Consider the following 17,799-nt stretch of genomic DNA (forward strand, 5'->3'; position numbering starts at 1 on the left):
GATTAATATGAAAAAAAATTTGATCAAAAATGAATACAATAAAAAACTAAAATTATATCAGTATTATAATAAAAAGTATTTTGATGAGAATTTGTCTGAAATACCAGACTCAGATTATGATAAATTAAAAAAAGACATAATTGAATTTGAAAAAAAATATGATTTTTTAAAAAAAAATAACTCTCCATTATCGCAAGTAGGATATAAACCATCAAAAAATTTTAAAAAAGTTTTGCACAGAGTTCCAATGCTTTCTTTAGGAAATGCTTTTACAGAAAATGATCTTGTAAACTTTGAAAAAAAAATAAAAAATTTTCTTTCTCTGGAGGTGAGCTCTATTATTAGCTATTCTGCAGAACCCAAGATAGATGGCATCTCTGCATCTTTAACTTATATAAATGGTAAATTCACAAAAGGATTATCTAGAGGAGATGGTAAAGAGGGAGAAGATATAACATTAAACCTTTCGACTGTAAAAGATATTCCTAAATTTATTAATTCAAAAGAATTTCCTCAAGAAATCGATATTAGAGGTGAAGTATTTATACAAAATAGTGATTTTCAAAAACTTAAAGATAAATTTGCAAATCCAAGAAATGCTGCCTCAGGATCTCTAAGACAAAAAAATCCAGAACAAACCAAAAAAATACCTTTAAAATTTATTGCTTATACATTTGGATATGAAAAGGGTTTAACAGTTAATAATCAATTTGATTTTTTAAAAAAATTAACCGAATGGGGATTTAAAACAAACCCATTAAATGTTTTAAATTCAGGTATAAAAAATTTAATGAAAAATTATCAAGAAATAGAAAAAAAAAGAGCCGATATAGATTTTGATATAGATGGAATAGTTTACAAAGTTAATGAGTTTACAATGCAAAAAAGATTGGGAAATGTTGCTAACGCTCCTAGATGGGCCATAGCTCACAAATTTTCATCTAATAAAGCTATTTCTCAAATTTTAGATATAGAGATTCAGGTTGGAAGAACTGGTGCCTTAACGCCAGTTGCGAAGATAAAGCCAATTAATATTGGTGGAGTTATAGTTTCAAACGCAACATTACATAACGAAGATGAAATCAACCGAAAAGATATTAGAGTAGGCGATACGGCTGTTATAGAGAGAGCAGGAGATGTCATACCGCACATACTATCTGTAGATATAAATAAAAGATTAAAAAATTCTAAAAAATTTATTTTTCCACGAAATTGTCCTTCATGTGGATCAAAAACAATTAAAGAGTTTAACAAAATTACAAAAAAAGTCGATGCAGTTAGGAGATGTTCTAGCGAAGGTTATTATTGTGATAAAATATCAATTGAAAAATTAAAACATTTTGTATCAAAAGAGGCTTTTAATATTGATGGTTTTGGAAAAAAAATAGTCGAAAATTTTTGGAAATTAAAATTTATAAAATTCCCTCAAGATATATTTAAATTAGATTATTCAAAAATTGAAAATCTAGATGGTTGGGGTCAATTATCTGTTAAAAATTTGATGTATTCCATTAATCAAAAAAAGAATATTTCTTTAGAGAAATTAATTTACTCGTTAGGAATTAGACATATAGGATTAGAGAATGCAAAGTTGTTATCAAAACATTTTACATCATTTTCAAAATTTAAAAATTTATCTATTCAAAATGATTATGAAGATTTGTTAAATATTGATGGCATCGGCGAAACACAAATAAACTCTATCAAAAGTTTTTTTTCAAATAAAACTAATAAAAGAGTTTTGAATGAATTAGAAAAAGTTTTAGTTGTTAAAAATACAATTCAAAATTCTGATGAGGGTTTATTAAAAAATAAAACTTTTTTAGTTACAGGAAAATTAAATGGAATTAGTAGAGCAGAATTAAAATCTATGATTGAAGAAAATTCTGGCAAAACAGTTAGCAGTGTGTCAAAGAAATTAAATTATTTAATAATTGGGGACAAGCCAACTAAAAAAAAAATAGACAATGCTAAACAACTAAAAATAAATGTTATAGATCAAGCTGAATTTATGAGAATGCTAAATAAAACTAGCTAACCACTTTTTCTCATTTGGATTTAAATATTTTGATATCTTTGAATAAACTTCTAAATGATATTTAAATAAATAGTTTTTTTCAGTAACTGTTAATAAATCAAAATTGATTAAATCTTTTTCTATAGGCGCCATAGTAAAATTTTGGAATAATAATTTTTTATTTACTTTTTTTACATAAACTAAATTTTCAATCCTAATTCCATATTCATTAGTTTTATAATATCCGGGCTCATTACTTAAAATCATGCCCTCTCTTATTTTTACTGTATTTATTTTTGTAATTGATTGAGGTCCCTCATGAACATTAAGAAAATAACCAACACCATGTCCTGTACCATGGGCGTAATCTAAGTTAATTTCATTTAAAAATTTTCTTGCTCTTTTATCAATTTTTTTTCCGATATTGTCTTTACTTACATCAGTTGTAGCTACAGCAATATGACCTTTTAAAACTTTAGTGAAAATATTTTTAATTTTTTGTTTTTGTTTTGAAAAACAAATTGTTCTTGTAACATCTGTTGTACCATATTTATATTGCCCACCAGAATCACAAAGTAAAAGATCTCTTTTATTTATAGTTCTGCAATTTCCTTGTTTAGCACGATAATGAACTATAGCGCCATTTTTGCCAGAGCCTGTAATTGTATCAAAACTAGGATACAGAAAGTTCTTATTTAATTTTCTAAAATTTTCTAATTTCTTAGCAGCTTCTACTTCTGTAATTTTTCTTTTATTAATTTTTTTTATCCAAAATAAAAATTTTGTTAATGCTACTCCGTCAGAAATATGAGCATTAGTCATATTCTCAATTTCAGTTTTATTTTTAACTGCCTTTAAAAGATAAGTAGGATCTTCTCTATTTATAATTTTAAATTTTGATTTAATTAAATTTTCAAAATATATTGAGCAAGATTTACCGTCTACAATAAAATTTTTTCCTTTAAGTGCTAATATTTGTTTTGATAAATAATTTACATTTAAAAATTCGTTTTTTTTTATAACTTTTTTTTTTAATAATTTTTTACATTTTTTAAGATCAGTTATTAATAATATTTTTTTTGACTTACTTATTATTAATCTTGAGTTAGGTACAGGACTATTTGGGCTATCACCACCCCTTATATTTAAAATCCATGCAACGTTTTCGGGTGCACTAATAAAAATATAATCAGATTTATTTTTTTTTAAATATTTAGATATTTTATTTAATTTAGAATTTACACTTTCCCCAACAACTTTTTTGTCTAGAGAAAAAAATGGTATAGTTTTGCTTTCTTTTTGTTTTTTAATCTCATCAATCAGATTTTTTTCAATATGTTTTATTTTATTATATTTTAAAAAATAATTTTTTATTTGAATATTGGTAAATAGCTTTGGATCTATACCAAGTCTAAGATTTTTAAATAAACTACAATTTATTAATTTTTCAAAACTATAAATTTTAAAATTTTTTCCGCTTTCAATCCTACTCTGAATTGTGTATCTTCCGTCAGTAAATAAATAATTTTTATTTTTAAGAATAATTGCTAACCCAGCTGATCCACTAAAATTTGAAATAACTTCTAATCGATTTAATTTTGAATATTCTGTGAAAAAATCATCATTTTTTGGAATTACGTAACCGTCAATTTCATATTTTTTAAATTTACTTCTTAAAATTTTTATATAATTTCTCATTTAATTCTCTTTTGATATCTTATCCATCCAGGGCTTCTTGTGCCTTCTTCAATTTCTAAATCCTGATTGAATTCAAAATCATTATCATTGTTAGTTTCCTCATCAAAGTAAGAATTTTTTTCTAAATGTTTTTCAGGTAATTCATCAATAAATCTTGAAGCCATACTATCAATCCAGTCTCCTTGATAAAATCTATTCATTGAAAAGGAAATTATAGCTTTTTTCTTTGCTCTTGTAATTCCTACATATGCTAAACGTCTTTCTTCCTCTAGGCCATTTTGACCTTTTTCTTCGATAGATTTTTGGTGTGGAAACAATCCTTCCTCCCATCCAGGTAAAAATACGACATCAAACTCTAAACCTTTTGCTGCGTGCATAGTCATCATGTTAATTTTTTCGCCGTCCCATTCCTGATCTACAGACGTTGCTAAAGAAACGTGTTCTAAAAAACTTTCTAAATTGTCAAATTCTTTCATTGCACTTAATAACTCTTTAATATTTTCTAATCTATTTTCATTATCCAAATCTTTTTTATTTTTAAGCATTGCTGAATATCCTGATTCATCCAAAACAATTTGTAATAATTTTATATGACTTGATTTTTTTACAATTAAATCGTTTCTCCACTTCATCAAAGAATTAATAAATAAACTAAGACCAATTTTAGCTTTCGGTTTAATCAAATTTTTTTCAAGCATTTTTATTGATGCTCTTTCTAAATTTAAATTATTTTCCTTAGCAAACTCATGAATATTTTTTAAAGTACTATCACCTATCGATCTCTTAGGGTTATTCACTATCCTTTCAAAAGCCAAGTCATCTTTTTCCTGATGTATTAATCTTAAATATGCAACACAATCTTTAATTTCAGCTCTTTCGTAAAATTTTGTACCACCTAATATTCTGTAAGGCATACCAATTTTAAGAAATCTTTCCTCAAATTCACGCGTTTGAAAAATGGCCCGAACTAAAATTGCAATGTTATTATACGAAAATTTTTTTTTTATTTTTTTTTCAATTTCATCAGAAATCCCAATTGCTTCATCCTTACCATTTTTAAAACAGTTTAATTGTACTGGATCACCCTCTTCCATTGTAGTAATCAATGTTTTTCCAACTCTATTTTGATTATTAGAAATAAGGTCTGAAGCTACTGATAAAATATTTTGAGAAGATCTATAATTTTGCTCTAATCTTATTACTTTTGTATGCTTATAAACTTGATCAAATTCTAAAAAATTTTTTATTTCTGCACCCCTCCAACTATAAATCGATTGATCATCATCCCCTACACAGCAAATATTTTTATTTTTTTCTGAAAGGAGATTAAGCCATTTACTCTGAATAAAATTTGTATCTTGATATTCATCGACAAGAATATATTTAAAATTTTTCGAATATAATTCTCTAATATCTGTATTAAATTCTAAAATTTTAACAGCATGCAAGATAAGATCTCCAAAGTCACAAGAGTTGAGGTCAGTTAATTTTTGTTGATAAGTTTTATAAAGTGGAAGAATTGTTTTTTCATAAAGATCTTTTTTATTTATTACTACTTCATCAGGATAAAATCCTTTATTTTTCCAACGATCAATTATTGCTAATATAAACCTTGGAGATAATTGTTTAATGTCAATATTTTCAGCCTTACAAATATTTTTAATAAGTCTAATCTGATCATCTGAGTCAATAATAGTAAAATTGGAATTAAGATTTGCAGCAGATGCATGTTTTCGCAATAATTTCGCACAAATGGAATGAAATGTGCCTAGCCATGAAAGTCCGACTGCGGTAGAGCCAAGTATTTTACTGACTCTATTTTGCATCTCTTTGGCAGCTTTATTTGTAAATGTTACTGCCAAGATTTGATTTGGAAATGCCTTTTTTTCTTTAATAATATTAGCAATTCTTGAAGTTAAAACTTTTGTTTTTCCAGATCCGGCCCCAGCAACAATCAAAAGTGGGCCATCTAGATGTAGAACAGCTTCTTTTTGGGCATCATTTAAATTTTCTAAATAATCTTTGTTTATCATTTAAAATAATCCTTTATAAGATTTCTTAATTGTTATGAGTAAAACAAATTTTTTTGTAAAACATTTAAAAAACATTAATAATTTTATTAATAATCTTTTAGAAAAAAATTTAAACAAGTTAAATTCTAAAAATTTAAGTTATTTATTTAAAAATAATAAAATAATTTTAACTTTTGTCGCACTTTTTGTTATTTTTGTATCTTATTTATTATTACCTACTTTTTTCAATCAAACTGATATTTCAAAAAAATTAAAAAATGAGCTTCAAATCAAATATGATTTAAATTTTAAATTTTCTCAAGATATAAAATATAACTTTTTTCCAAGACCTCATTTCACAACTACAGACTCTAAAATTTTTGATAATAAAAAAAAATTTGCTGAAATTAGTAAATTAAAAATTTTCACATCATTTGATAATCTTTTTTCAATAAATGATATTGAAATAAGAGATATGGTTTTAGAAGACGCAAATTTTAATCTTAATACAAAAAATTATAATTTCTTTATAGAGCTATTAAATAGAGATTTCCAAGATGGAAATATAATAATTAATAATAGCAATGTTTTTTTTAAACATATAGAGGATGAAGTTTTGTTTATAACCAAAATTTTTAAGATGAAATATTATTTTGATTCAAATGAATTAAAAAATATTTTCTATTCAGAAAATGAAATATTTAATATTCCTTTTTCAGTAGAATCTTTTTTTAGTGAAGATAACAAGAAAAATTTATCTACGATTAATCTGGATTTAATGAACCTTAATATTGAAAATGAATTGATCTTTGAGAATAATAAAAAAATTGGAAAATCAAAGGTTAATTTCAATAAAATTAAAAGACTTGTAGATTATAAAATTGAAAAAAGTTCATTTGATTTTCATATATTCGACAAAATTGATCAACCAGATGTTACCTATAAAGGCAAATTCAATTTCAAACCTTTTTACGCAAATTTAGAGGGTAATTCAGATGAAATAAATTTAAATTATCTATTTAGTTCTAATGCAATTGTGGCTCAACTTCTGAAAACAGAAATATTTAATAATAAAAATATTGATTTTAAATTCAATATTAACGCAGATAGTATTTATAAAAATTCTAACTTTAAAAATATTGAATTAAATTTAAAAATCCAAGATGGTTTAATCGATACAGATAGGACAAAATTCGAATGGAGAGATATTGCAGATTTTGAATTAATAGAAAGTTTAATTTTTGTTAGAAATGGAGAACTAGTCTTGGATGGCAAGCTTAAGATAAAAATTAAAGAATTTAATAAGTTGTATAAATTTCTTCTAACACCAAAAAATAATAGGAGCAAAATTAATCAAATTGATTTAAATTTTACTTATAATTTTGACCAAAAAATAGCCGAGTTAAAAGATATTAAAATTGACAATAAAATTAATAATAATGTTAATAAAATTCTAAGTAATGTAATTTTAAAAAAAGATGATTTACAAAATAAAATTTATTTTAAAAACTTATTAAACCAAGCAATTAAGAGCTATGCTGGGTAAATCATCTTTTTAGGATCAACAATTTTATTGTAGTCTTTTTCGGTTATTAGTCCTGTCTTTAAAGTTTCATGCTTTAAAGTTGTATTATTTTTAAGTGCAGTTTTTGCAATTTTTGCAGCATTATCATATCCAATATGTGGAGCTAGTGCAGTAACAAGCATTAACGAATTATCAAGATGCTCCTGTATTTTCTTTTTGTTAGCTTTTATTCCTTTAACACAATAAAGAGCAAAATTCTTTGTGCTGTCAGCAATCAAGTCGATTGACTGTAAGATGTTATGAGCAATTAAAGGCTTAAAAACGTTAAGTTCAAAATGACCGTGAGATCCTGCCATAGTTATTCCATTATGATTTCCAATCACTTTGACACAAACCATTGTTACAGCTTCACATTGTGTTGGATTAACTTTCCCTGGCATTATAGATGAGCCTGGTTCATTTTCAGGTAAGATTAATTCTCCGTATCCAGCTCTTGGGCCAGAACCTAAGAAACGAATATCATTAGATATTTTCATTAAAGCTACCGCGCAGGTATTAAGAGCACCAGAAAAATTAACAATTGCATCATGAGCAGCAAGCTCAGCAAATTTATTTGGAGCTGGTTTAAATTTAATTTTAGTAAATTTAGCAATCTCTTTAACAATTTTTTTGTCAAAATTTTTCTTTGAATTTATTCCGGTGCCAACAGCAGTACCACCTTGAGCAAGAAATAATATTTCTTTTAATGCATATTCTATTCTTTCAATGCTTTTTTTAACTTGAAAATGATATCCTGAAAACTCCTGTCCGAGAGATAGTGGCGTAGCATCTTGCAAATGGGTTCTTCCAATTTTAACTATGTTTTTAAATTCACTAGATTTTCTTTTTAGTTCCTTTTCTAAGCTTTTTAAGCTTGGTAGCATTTTGGAAATAGTCTCTTTAGCTACCGAGATATGCATTGCGGTTGGGAAAACATCATTTGTAGATTGAGATTTGTTTACATGATCATTTGGATGAACAGGTTTTTTTGTACCTTTTCTTCCACCTAAAATTTCTATTGCTCTGTTAGCGATGACCTCATTTACATTCATATTTGTTTGTGTTCCAGAACCTGTTTGCCAGACTTTTAAAGGAAAGTTTTCATCCAATTTACCTTTAATCACTTCATCCGATGCTTTGATTATTGCTTTAGAAATTTTACCATCAATCAATTTATCTTTTGCATGCACTATTGCAGCTGATCTTTTTATAATTGCTATAGATTTAATGATTGAAATATTAACTAAAATTTTACCTATATTAAAATATTTGTTGGATCTTTGAGTAGATGCACCCCAGTACTTATCATTTGGGACATTTATACTTCCAATACTGTCAAATTCTTTTCTTAATTTCATTGATAAATTTTAAGTAACAAATAATTATTAACATACAATAAATTTTTAAAAACATACAGGAGCATTATGTCGAATTTTAGCAAAGTAGGCACTTTCATGAAAACTTTTGGTCAAGAGGTTAAAACCAAACCTTCATTTAGTAATGATAAAATAAATAAATTAAGGTTAGACCTAATTAAAGAGGAACTAGAAGAGCTTACAGAAGCAATGAATAACAAGGATTTATTAGAAGTAGCTGATGCGCTAACAGATATATTATATGTTACTTATGGAGCAGGACATGCATTTGGAATTGATCTAGATAAATGTTTTGATGAAGTCCAAAATTCAAACATGAGTAAGTTAGACGAAAATGGGAAACCAATTTACAATGAGTCTGGTAAAGTCATGAAAGGTCCAAACTATTTTAAACCTAATCTTTCTAAATTCGTAAATTAGATTTCTAACTTAAAGTCAACACCAGGAGCGCTATGTGTAATACTGCCAACAGAAATTCTATTAACTCCAGTAGATGCAATAGCTTTAACAGTTTTTAAACTAACATTTCCAGAAGCTTCAGTTTCATAAAGTTTTTTAACTATTTTAACACTTTCTCTTAAATTTTTTAAATTCATGTTGTCAAGCAGAACAGTATTAAATTTTAGACCTAAAATTGATTTAAGTTGTTTGATTGTATCAACCTCAACCGTAATTTTTTTTCCTTTTTTATTTTTAATGGCTTTTAATACGATACTCTTTAAATCTGAGCTCGCGATATGGTTATCTTTAATTAAATACTCATCGCTTAAATTAAATCTATGATTTGTACCTCCACCTAATTTAACAGCATATTTTTGGATAACTCTTAAATTTGGAATTGTTTTTCTTGTGCAACAAATTTTAGTTTTTTTACCAGCTAATCTAACAAATTCATTTGTTTTAGTTGCTATTCCAGAAATGTGAGACAAAAAATTTAAAGCAACCCTTTCCGCAATTAAAATATTTTTTGCTTTTCCTTTAATTAAAGCAACTAAAGAACCTTTTTTTACTCCTGTACCATCTTTTTTCTTAACAATAAATTTTATTTTATTATCAATTAATGAGAATGCTTCTTTTGCAAACAACAATCCTCCAACAATTGCTTTTTGATTTGAAATTAATTTAACATTAACAATATTATCTTTATTAATTAAACTTGATGTAATATCTCCTGAAGGGTAAAGATCTTCATTCAATGCTAGCTTAACAGTGCTTTTGATAAATTCTTTGCTAAGTTTTATTTTTGACACTTATTTATCTGCCAATAGCTGCCATTCTCTCTACAGATATTCTAGCTTTCTCAATTGTTTCTTTGTCCATAATAATTTCACCACTCTCATTTTCCAAACAATCTAATATTTTTGGAAGTGTAATTTTTTTCATATGAGGACACATATTACACGGTTTAACAAAGTCTACATTTGGATTTTCTATTTGGATATTGTCACTCATTGAGCACTCAGTAACCATCATTACTTTTTTTGGTTGATTATCTTTTACATATTTAATCATTCCAGATGTTGATCCAGCAAAATCACTTGCTTTAATTACATCAGGAGGACATTCTGGGTGTGCAATAATTTTAATTCCTGGATTATTTTTTCTTATATCCTCTATTTCTTTTTTATTAAATTGATCGTGAACAATGCAAATTCCTTTCCAAGAAATAATTTCAACATCAGTTTGAGAAGCTACGTATTTTGCCAAATAATCATCTGGTAAAAATATCACTTTTTTTACACCAAGTGATTTAACAATTTTGACTGCATTTGCTGATGTGCAACAAACATCTGTTTCCGCTTTAACTTCTGCAGATGTATTAACATAAGATACAACGGGAACGCCTGGGTATTTTTCTTTTAATAGCCTAACATCTTTACCTGTAATAGATGATGATAAAGAACAACCAGCATCCATATCAGGAAGAATAACTTTTTTATTAGGGCTCATTAATTTTGCGGTTTCTGCCATGAAATGTACTCCAGCCATTAAAATAATATCAGCTGAAGTTTTTGAGGCTTCAATTGCTAAAGCTAAAGAGTCTGCAGAAAAATCTGCTACCCCATGATAAATTTCTGGAGTTTGATAGTTGTGAGCAAGAATTACAGCATTTTTTTCTTTTTTTAATTTATTAATTTTATGAATATACGGAGCATGAACTGACCATTCAATTTCAGGCATAACTTTAGAAATTTTTTGATAAATAGGATCTGTTGCTTTACGCACTTCTTGTGTAAATTCCATACAGATTTTTACCAATTTGAATCATGATTGTCATTCATTTATTATGGGACATATCGCGGTCGTGCTGAAATTGGTAGACAGGCACGGTTGAGGGCCGTGTGGACCTAGTCCATGAGAGTTCGAGTCTCTCCGACCGCACCAAAGTGAATTGTATATTGGAGTTTTTGATGGATAAATTACTTTCAGTAATATTTATGGTTGGGGTATTGCTTTTAGTTCTACCAAGTTTTTTACAATCAAATTCTCAATTAAAGCAATTTCTTAAAAATCTCAGTATATGGATTATTGTAGTTTTTATTATTTTAATGATTGTTTATTTATTTAAATAAGAAAATTAGTTTTTTATCCAATTAGGTTTATTGATATTTATTGAAGCATCTTTAGTTTTAAAATTTGCTTTTTCATCAAAGTCTTCGTTTAAGTATTTAATTAAAGCAAAAGGGTAGTCGCTATCAATTAAAACCTTACCTATTTCAATTTCATTATTATAAATACTTTCGCCTTCGTGTAGTTTTCCATTAATTACATTTATTGGAAACAATCTTTTTGAAAGCTTGTTCTTTAATTTAATTCGTGCTGTATTTTCTTGGCCAACATAACAGCCTTTTTTGAAATCAATTCCATTTAGTTCTTCAAAATTACATTCAATACCGAACAATTTGTCTTTTAATTTATTTAAATCCTTTGGAACTATTCCAAGACTATGACTTAATGAATAATATTCTTTAAGATTAGCATCATGAAGATCTAATTTTTTTAAAGATAAATAAAGTTTTTCTAAATTAATAATTAATCTCGCACCCAAATCCTTATTTCTTGGATCTAAAAATATTGGATCCTCTCTATATTTAATTGTGCATCCAGGTTGATCTTTTGCTCCATCAAAAGTCAAGAATTTTTCATGAGAAAATGCTGCAACAACAAATTCATTACTTAAATTTAGAATTTCAACTTTTGATCTAAGCCTATAAAGAGTTAACTGTTTGAATAACTCCTCTGCCTGTGGTTTTTCACAATCCAAAAGATATCCAGACTTATGTTTCACAATTATAAATTCATATAAAAATTTACCCTGGGGTGTAAGTAATGAACTAAAACAACTATTTACATCGCTTACTTTGTTTATGTCGTTACTAATGAGATTTTGAAGAAATTCTTTTGCATCTTCTCCATTAATATAAAGAATTGCTCTGTCATCTAAAATATAAACGTTTTTTATATTCATAATTGATTAATTGTAGAATGTAATATAATAACAATTTCTCAAAATGTTAGATCTTATAATTAAAAACGGACAATGTTACATCGATGGTGAGTTGAAAGATGTTGATGTTTCGATAAAAGACGGAAAAATTCATCAGATTGGACAAATTTCAGAAGAAGCAAAAGAGATAATTGATGCAGAAAGTCATACAGTATTACCTGGCTGCATAGACACCCAAACACATTTTAGAGAACCAGGGTCAACAGATACTGAGGATCTGCATTCAGGGAGTAGAGCAGCAATAGCAGGAGGTATTACAAGTGTATTTGAAATGCCAAATACTAATCCACCAACTTCAAATATCAAGGAATTTCAAAGAAAATTAGATCTCGCTAAAAATAGAATGTATTGTAATTATGCTTTTTATTTTGGTGCAACTGCAGATAATGCGGATGATTTGGCAAGTCTAGAGGGTTTAGAAGGTTGTTGTGGTATTAAACTTTTTGCAGGATCTTCAACAGGTAATTTATTAGTTGCTGAAGAAGATGATATAGATAAAGTTTTTCAAAATGCTTCAAAAGTAGTAGCGGTTCATTCAGAGGATGAGGCGATTTTAAAAGTAAACAAGAAACTAATAAAAGAGGGTGATGTTCATACCCATCCGGTATGGAGAAGTGTAGAATGTGCAATAGCATCAACTAGAAGAATTGTTCGAATTGCAGAAAAGCATAACAAAAAAGCTCATGTACTTCATATTACAACAAAAGAAGAAATTGATTTTCTATCACAACACAAAGGAAATATAACATTTGAGATTACTCCCCAGCATTTAACTCTTTATGCTCCAGATTGTTATGACAAGTTAGGAACTTATGCTCAGATGAATCCACCATTAAGAGATAAATCTCATTATGATAGATTATGGTATGGAGTGAGAAATAACTTTAATGATACCATTGGATCTGATCATGCTCCTCATTTAAAAGAAAATAAAGATAAGGTATATCCAAATACTCCTTCAGGGATGCCAGGAGTTCAAACTTTAATGCCTGTAATGTTAAATCATATAAATGACGGAAAATTATCTCTTAACCAATTGATGAACTTTGTTTGTGAAAATCCAGTGAAAATCTTTAAAATAAAAAATAAAGGATTCATTAAAGAAGGTTATGATGCTGACTTTACTATTGTAGATATGAATAAAACACTTGAGATTAAAAATGAAAATATAGAGAGTAAATGTAAATGGTCACCATTTAATGGATTTAAATTTAAAGGAACACCCACTCATACAATTATTGCAGGAAAAATTAAAATGCAGGATGGAAAAATTTTAGGTGATCCTGATGGAACACCCTTACAATTTAGCTAAGTTTTCCAGTAAAACTATTTACTAAAATTATACCTATCACTATTAAGAATAGTCCAATTATTGCTTGCCAAGCCAAAGTTTGTTTAAAAAATATATATCCAAGGATTGCTATAGTAAAAATTCCAAGACCGCTCCATGTTGCATACATAATAGCAATAGGAATCTTGTCTGCTACAAAAGTTAAGAGATAGAAAGCACAAAGATAAAAGAATGCAAGAGCTGCTGTTGGGATTAGTTTTGTAAAATTTTGAGTTATAGGTAACAACATTGTACCAGCAACCTCAAAAAATACTGCACCTGCAAGAAATAAATATGTTTTAACCATTGTTTAAAATTTTATGTTGAATTAAATCTTCCCTAATTTCAGTTAAAATTGCTGGATCATCTATCGTTGGTGGAATTTTATATTCAACATTATCTGCAATTTTTCTTATTGTTCCCCTTAAGATTTTTCCTGATCTTGTTTTAGGTAATCTTTTTATAACTATCACAACTTTAAATGCAGCAACTGGACCTATTTTTTCTCTAACCATCTGTACGCATTCTTTTGATATAGTGTCATTATCTTTATCAACACCAGACTTTAAAACTACTAAACCAATAGGCAATTGACCTTTTAACTTATCTGCAATCCCAAGTACTGCACATTCTGCAACTGATTGATGTTCGGATAATACTTCTTCGATGGCACCTGTAGATAATCTATGGCCAGCAACATTTATAATGTCATCTGTTCTAGACATTATCCAAATATAACCATCATCATCGATATGACCCGCATCATATGTTTGATAATATCCCTCATAATTAGACATGTAGTTTTCTTTATATCTTTTATCTGCATTCCATAATGTTGGGAATGTACCTGGAGGTAAAGGGAGTTTTACAACAATGTCTCCCATTTCGTTTGGTTTAGCTAAAGACTGGTCTGGTTTGATGATTTTTACATCATATCCAGGAACAGCTTTGCAGGCCGAACCATATTTTGTTTCCATCATTTCAATTCCTGTACAATTTGAGCTGATTGCCCAACTAGTCTCTGTCTGCCACCAATGATCAATTACTGGAACCTTAAGTAAATTCTCTGCCCACTTAATTGTATCTGGGTCAGCTCTTTCTCCAGCAAGGAATAGGCTTTCAAAACTGCTTAGATTATATTTTGAGAAAAATTTACCTTCAGGATCCTCTTTCTTTATCGCTCTGAAAGCTGTTGGAGCTGTAAAAAGTGATTTTACTTTATAATCTGAAATGATTTTCCAGAAAGCCCCTGCATCTGGAGTTCCTACAGGCTTACCTTCAAACAAGACTGTAGTGCATCCTTTAAATAAAGGAGCGTAAACAATATATGAGTGACCAACAATCCAGCCAATGTCACTTGCTGACCACCAAATATCATCTGCATCTATGTTATAGATATTTTTCATAGTCCACTTAAGAGCAACTATATGACCTCCAATGTCTCTTACTATGCCTTTAGGGGTTCCGGTTGTGCCTGATGTATATAAAATATAAGCAAACTCATTGGAGTTCATCTCAACACAGTCTGCATCTTTAGCACTAGAGACAACTTCCTCCCAGCTGACCTCATTTGGAGCATTTAATTTAACCTCATGACCAGGTCTTTGAAACAAAATCATTTTTTCAATTTTATGATTGGCTATTTTTATCGCGTCATCGACTAAAGGTTTGTACTCAACCGTTCTACCTGGTTCAAAACCACATGAGGCAGTCACTAATAACTTTGCTTTACTGTCATCAATTCTACTTGCAAGCTCATTTGAGGCAAATCCACCAAAGACAACAGAGTGAATTGCACCAATTCTTGCACATGCTAGCATGGCAATCACTGCTTCAGGGATCATTGGCATATAAATAATCACTCGATCACCTTTGTTAGCACCTAGAGCTCTCAATGCCCCTGCAAATTTTGAGACCTTCGATCTTAACTCCTCATAAGTGAACTGACTTTTGTTACCTGTAATAGGACTATCGTAGATTAAAGCTGTTTTTTTACCTCTTCCTTGATCAATATGGATGTCTAAAGCATTATAACATGTATTTGTGACCCCATCTTCGAACCATTTATAGAAAGGAGGGTTAGATTTATTTAGAATTTTTGTTGGTTTTTTAAACCAAAAGATATCTTCGGAGGCTTCCTTCCAAAATTTTTCAGGATTTTTTATAGAATGTTCGTAAATTTCATTAAACTTAGAAGACATAAAAATTTGATTCGAATTCCTTAATTTTTTTGGTTTTTAACTTATAAATTGTATTTAATTTTAAAAATTAAGTAAAATCAATGCTTATTAGTGACAATTAAGTCTTCATAAAACTAATTTAATTTGCTATTTAACCACAATCTTGGCTTAGGGAGACTTAAGTCTAGTTTATATAAACTAAAAAATAAAAACTAACGAAGAGGGAGTTTTTTATGAAAAAACTTAAATTGTTTGCTTTAGCAGCTATGGCTCTGATTGGATTTTCAGGTATAGCTATTGCAGCAGACGCAACGATGTTGATGCAAGATGACTTCGTCGGAATTTCATTCTGGGTTATCTCTATGGGGATGTTAGCAGCTACTGCTTTCTTTTTCATGGAAGCAGGTAATGTCGCATCAGGCTGGAGAACATCAGTTATTGTTGCTGGTCTAGTAACTGGTATTGCATTCATACACTACATGTACATGAGAGAAGTATGGGTTGCTACTGGAGACTCACCAACTGTTTACAGATACATTGACTGGTTAATCACTGTGCCACTACAGATGGTAGAATTCTATTTAATTCTAGCAGCTATTAACAAAGCAAACTCTGGAATGTTCTGGAGATTGTTAATTGGTTCATTAGTGATGCTAATCGGTGGATACTTAGGTGAAGCAGGATACATTAATGCTACACTAGGTTTCATCATCGGAATGGCAGGTTGGGTATACATTCTTTATGAAGTATTCTCAGGTGAAGCTGGTAAAGCTGCAGCAAAAAGTGGAAACAAGGCTCTTGTAACTGCTTTTGGTGCAATGAGAATGATCGTTACAGTAGGTTGGGCAATTTACCCATTAGGTTACGTATTTGGTTACTTAACTGGTGGTGTAGACGCTAACTCACTTAACGTCGTTTATAACTTAGCTGACTTCATTAACAAAATTGCATTCGGTCTAGTAATTTGGGCTGCTGCAACTAGTTCTGCGGGCAGAAGAGCTAAGTAATTTAGCTAAAATTTAAATTAAGGGCAGGTATAATTTTGTACTTGCCCTTTTTTTTTGCCTTTATTAAATTATGTATAATAACTATACATATTTTTTACTGATGGATGTTAAATTAGAAAAATGGCATAAATGCCAAATTGATAAAGAAGTTCTCAAAAAGCTTTCTAAGAAATCAGATATAAAAGGACTTCAACATGTTTCAGTTTTTTTTGGATTACTGTTAATAACCGGAGTTCTTGCATATCAATCTTGGGGCACATGGTGGTCAGTATTTTGGTTTTTAGTTTATGGAAATATTTATTCTTTTTCTAATCCATTATGGCATGAGACAGGTCACAAAACTGCTTTTCAATCAAAATTTTTAAACGAATTTTTTTATTACATCTCTTCTTACATGGCTAACTTTGAACCAACTAGATGGAGATACACACATTTTGTTCATCACGGAAACACCTATTCAACAGAAAATCCATTTGATCATGAAATTGAATATGGAAATGATTTAAAAGAAACGCCAAAGCGCTTAATTATAAATATAATTCCATTTTTAGATTTAGTTTTCTTTAAAAAACATATTTCGTTTGAAATCATTCAACATGCTTTAGGAATTAAAACAAAGGTTATGCAAGATAGCATTCCAGAAAATGCACAAGCAAAAGCAATTTTTATTTCAAGAATTTATGTTGCTATTTGGTTTTCAATTATTTTATGGTCTATATTAGCTTCTTCTTGGATGCCTTTATTGTATTTTGTCTTACCACAATTTTATGGAAAAACTTTACATAAACTTGTTGCATTTACTCAGCATGCAGGTTTAGCAAGAAATGTTAAAGATCATAGAGTTACATCACGTGAAATGTATTTAAATCCAATACTAAGTTTTTTATATTGGAAAATGGAATATCATTTAACTCATCATATGTTTCCAACAGTTCCGTCTTATAATTTGGATAAATTACATCATCATATTAAAGATCAATTACCAAAACCAAATGATGGATTAATTGACGCTTATAAAGAGATTATTCCTGCCTTATTGAAACAAAAAGAAGATACAAGCTATTTTATAAAAAAGGACCTACCAGAACCTCAAAATATTTAAAAAAA

The 17,799-nt window shown here is 28.6% G+C and carries 14 protein-coding genes and 1 tRNA gene; 7 read left to right on the forward strand and 8 right to left on the reverse strand.

Annotated features, from left to right (window positions below; all coding sequences use genetic code 11):
• Window positions 1-7: 7 nt before the first annotated feature.
• On the forward strand, window positions 8-2,038 hold the full coding sequence (ligA, locus tag ACTT9R_RS00005; protein ID WP_440926312.1) for an NAD-dependent DNA ligase LigA: 2,031 nt from the start codon (window positions 8-10) through the stop codon (window positions 2,036-2,038).
• Here the strand turns inward: ligA and ACTT9R_RS00010 are convergent.
• Both ACTT9R_RS00010 and ACTT9R_RS00015 read right to left on the reverse strand, forming a co-directional pair.
• The gene (locus ACTT9R_RS00010; protein WP_440926036.1) at window positions 2,021-3,715 is read right to left on the reverse strand and encodes a M24 family metallopeptidase; all 1,695 of its coding nucleotides are present in this window, start codon (window positions 3,713-3,715) and stop codon (window positions 2,021-2,023) included. The two genes, ligA and ACTT9R_RS00010, sit on opposite strands and share 18 nt — an antisense overlap.
• Entirely contained in the window at window positions 3,712-5,748 is a 2,037-nt protein-coding gene (locus ACTT9R_RS00015) for an ATP-dependent helicase (RefSeq protein ID WP_440926037.1), read from the reverse strand. The genes ACTT9R_RS00010 and ACTT9R_RS00015 overlap by 4 nt, the downstream gene beginning before the upstream one ends.
• Before the next feature lie 34 nt (window positions 5,749-5,782).
• Between ACTT9R_RS00015 and ACTT9R_RS00020 the strand changes: the two genes are divergently transcribed.
• Window positions 5,783-7,273, forward strand: a complete 1,491-nt coding sequence (locus ACTT9R_RS00020) for a hypothetical protein (protein ID WP_440926038.1) — start codon at window positions 5,783-5,785, stop codon at window positions 7,271-7,273.
• On the opposite strand, the gene fumC is transcribed toward ACTT9R_RS00020, so the two are convergent.
• Complete coding sequence (gene fumC, locus ACTT9R_RS00025) at window positions 7,261-8,649, reverse strand: class II fumarate hydratase (RefSeq protein ID WP_440926039.1); 1,389 nt, start codon at window positions 8,647-8,649, stop codon at window positions 7,261-7,263. The two genes, ACTT9R_RS00020 and fumC, sit on opposite strands and share 13 nt — an antisense overlap.
• Before the next feature lie 66 nt (window positions 8,650-8,715).
• Here fumC and ACTT9R_RS00030 point away from each other — a divergent pair, with 66 nt between their 5' ends.
• Entirely contained in the window at window positions 8,716-9,087 is a 372-nt protein-coding gene (locus ACTT9R_RS00030; protein WP_440926040.1) for a phosphoribosyl-ATP diphosphatase, read from the forward strand.
• On the opposite strand, the gene nadC is transcribed toward ACTT9R_RS00030, so the two are convergent.
• Both nadC and nadA read right to left on the reverse strand, forming a co-directional pair.
• The gene (gene nadC / locus ACTT9R_RS00035) at window positions 9,084-9,917 is read right to left on the reverse strand and encodes a carboxylating nicotinate-nucleotide diphosphorylase (RefSeq protein ID WP_440926041.1); all 834 of its coding nucleotides are present in this window, start codon (window positions 9,915-9,917) and stop codon (window positions 9,084-9,086) included. The genes ACTT9R_RS00030 and nadC overlap by 4 nt on opposite strands.
• A 4-nt stretch (window positions 9,918-9,921) precedes the next feature.
• Window positions 9,922-10,911, reverse strand: a complete 990-nt coding sequence (gene nadA, locus ACTT9R_RS00040) for a quinolinate synthase NadA (RefSeq protein WP_440926042.1) — start codon at window positions 10,909-10,911, stop codon at window positions 9,922-9,924.
• Between the two features lie 55 nt (window positions 10,912-10,966).
• Here nadA and ACTT9R_RS00045 point away from each other — a divergent pair.
• Window positions 10,967-11,052 (forward strand) — tRNA-Leu (locus ACTT9R_RS00045).
• 193 nt (window positions 11,053-11,245) lie between these two features.
• Here the strand turns inward: ACTT9R_RS00045 and ygfZ are convergent.
• Window positions 11,246-12,136: a CAF17-like 4Fe-4S cluster assembly/insertion protein YgfZ gene (gene ygfZ / locus ACTT9R_RS00050; RefSeq protein ID WP_440926043.1), complete on the reverse strand. Its 891-nt coding sequence runs from the start codon at window positions 12,134-12,136 to the stop codon at window positions 11,246-11,248.
• Between the two features lie 43 nt (window positions 12,137-12,179).
• Between ygfZ and ACTT9R_RS00055 the strand changes: the two genes are divergently transcribed.
• Entirely contained in the window at window positions 12,180-13,487 is a 1,308-nt protein-coding gene (locus ACTT9R_RS00055; protein WP_440926044.1) for a dihydroorotase, read from the forward strand.
• Here ACTT9R_RS00055 and ACTT9R_RS00060 read toward each other — a convergent pair.
• The gene (locus tag ACTT9R_RS00060; protein WP_440926045.1) at window positions 13,480-13,812 is read right to left on the reverse strand and encodes a DMT family transporter; all 333 of its coding nucleotides are present in this window, start codon (window positions 13,810-13,812) and stop codon (window positions 13,480-13,482) included. The two genes, ACTT9R_RS00055 and ACTT9R_RS00060, sit on opposite strands and share 8 nt — an antisense overlap.
• A complete protein-coding gene (locus tag ACTT9R_RS00065) occupies window positions 13,805-15,706 on the reverse strand; it encodes a propionyl-CoA synthetase (protein ID WP_440926046.1) in 1,902 nt (633 codons plus the stop codon). The genes ACTT9R_RS00060 and ACTT9R_RS00065 overlap by 8 nt, the downstream gene beginning before the upstream one ends.
• A gap of 245 nt (window positions 15,707-15,951) precedes the next feature.
• Here ACTT9R_RS00065 and ACTT9R_RS00070 point away from each other — a divergent pair, with 245 nt between their 5' ends.
• Together ACTT9R_RS00070 and ACTT9R_RS00075 are read left to right on the forward strand one after the other, a co-directional pair.
• Window positions 15,952-16,692, forward strand: a complete 741-nt coding sequence (locus ACTT9R_RS00070; RefSeq protein ID WP_440908626.1) for a bacteriorhodopsin-like — start codon at window positions 15,952-15,954, stop codon at window positions 16,690-16,692.
• Window positions 16,693-16,762: 70 nt separating this feature from the next.
• Complete coding sequence (locus tag ACTT9R_RS00075; RefSeq protein WP_440926047.1) at window positions 16,763-17,794, forward strand: fatty acid desaturase; 1,032 nt, start codon at window positions 16,763-16,765, stop codon at window positions 17,792-17,794.
• Window positions 17,795-17,799: the final 5 nt, after the last annotated feature.

This window comes from Candidatus Pelagibacter sp. (assembly GCF_052049835.1).
Lineage (GTDB): Bacteria > Pseudomonadota > Alphaproteobacteria > Pelagibacterales > Pelagibacteraceae > Pelagibacter.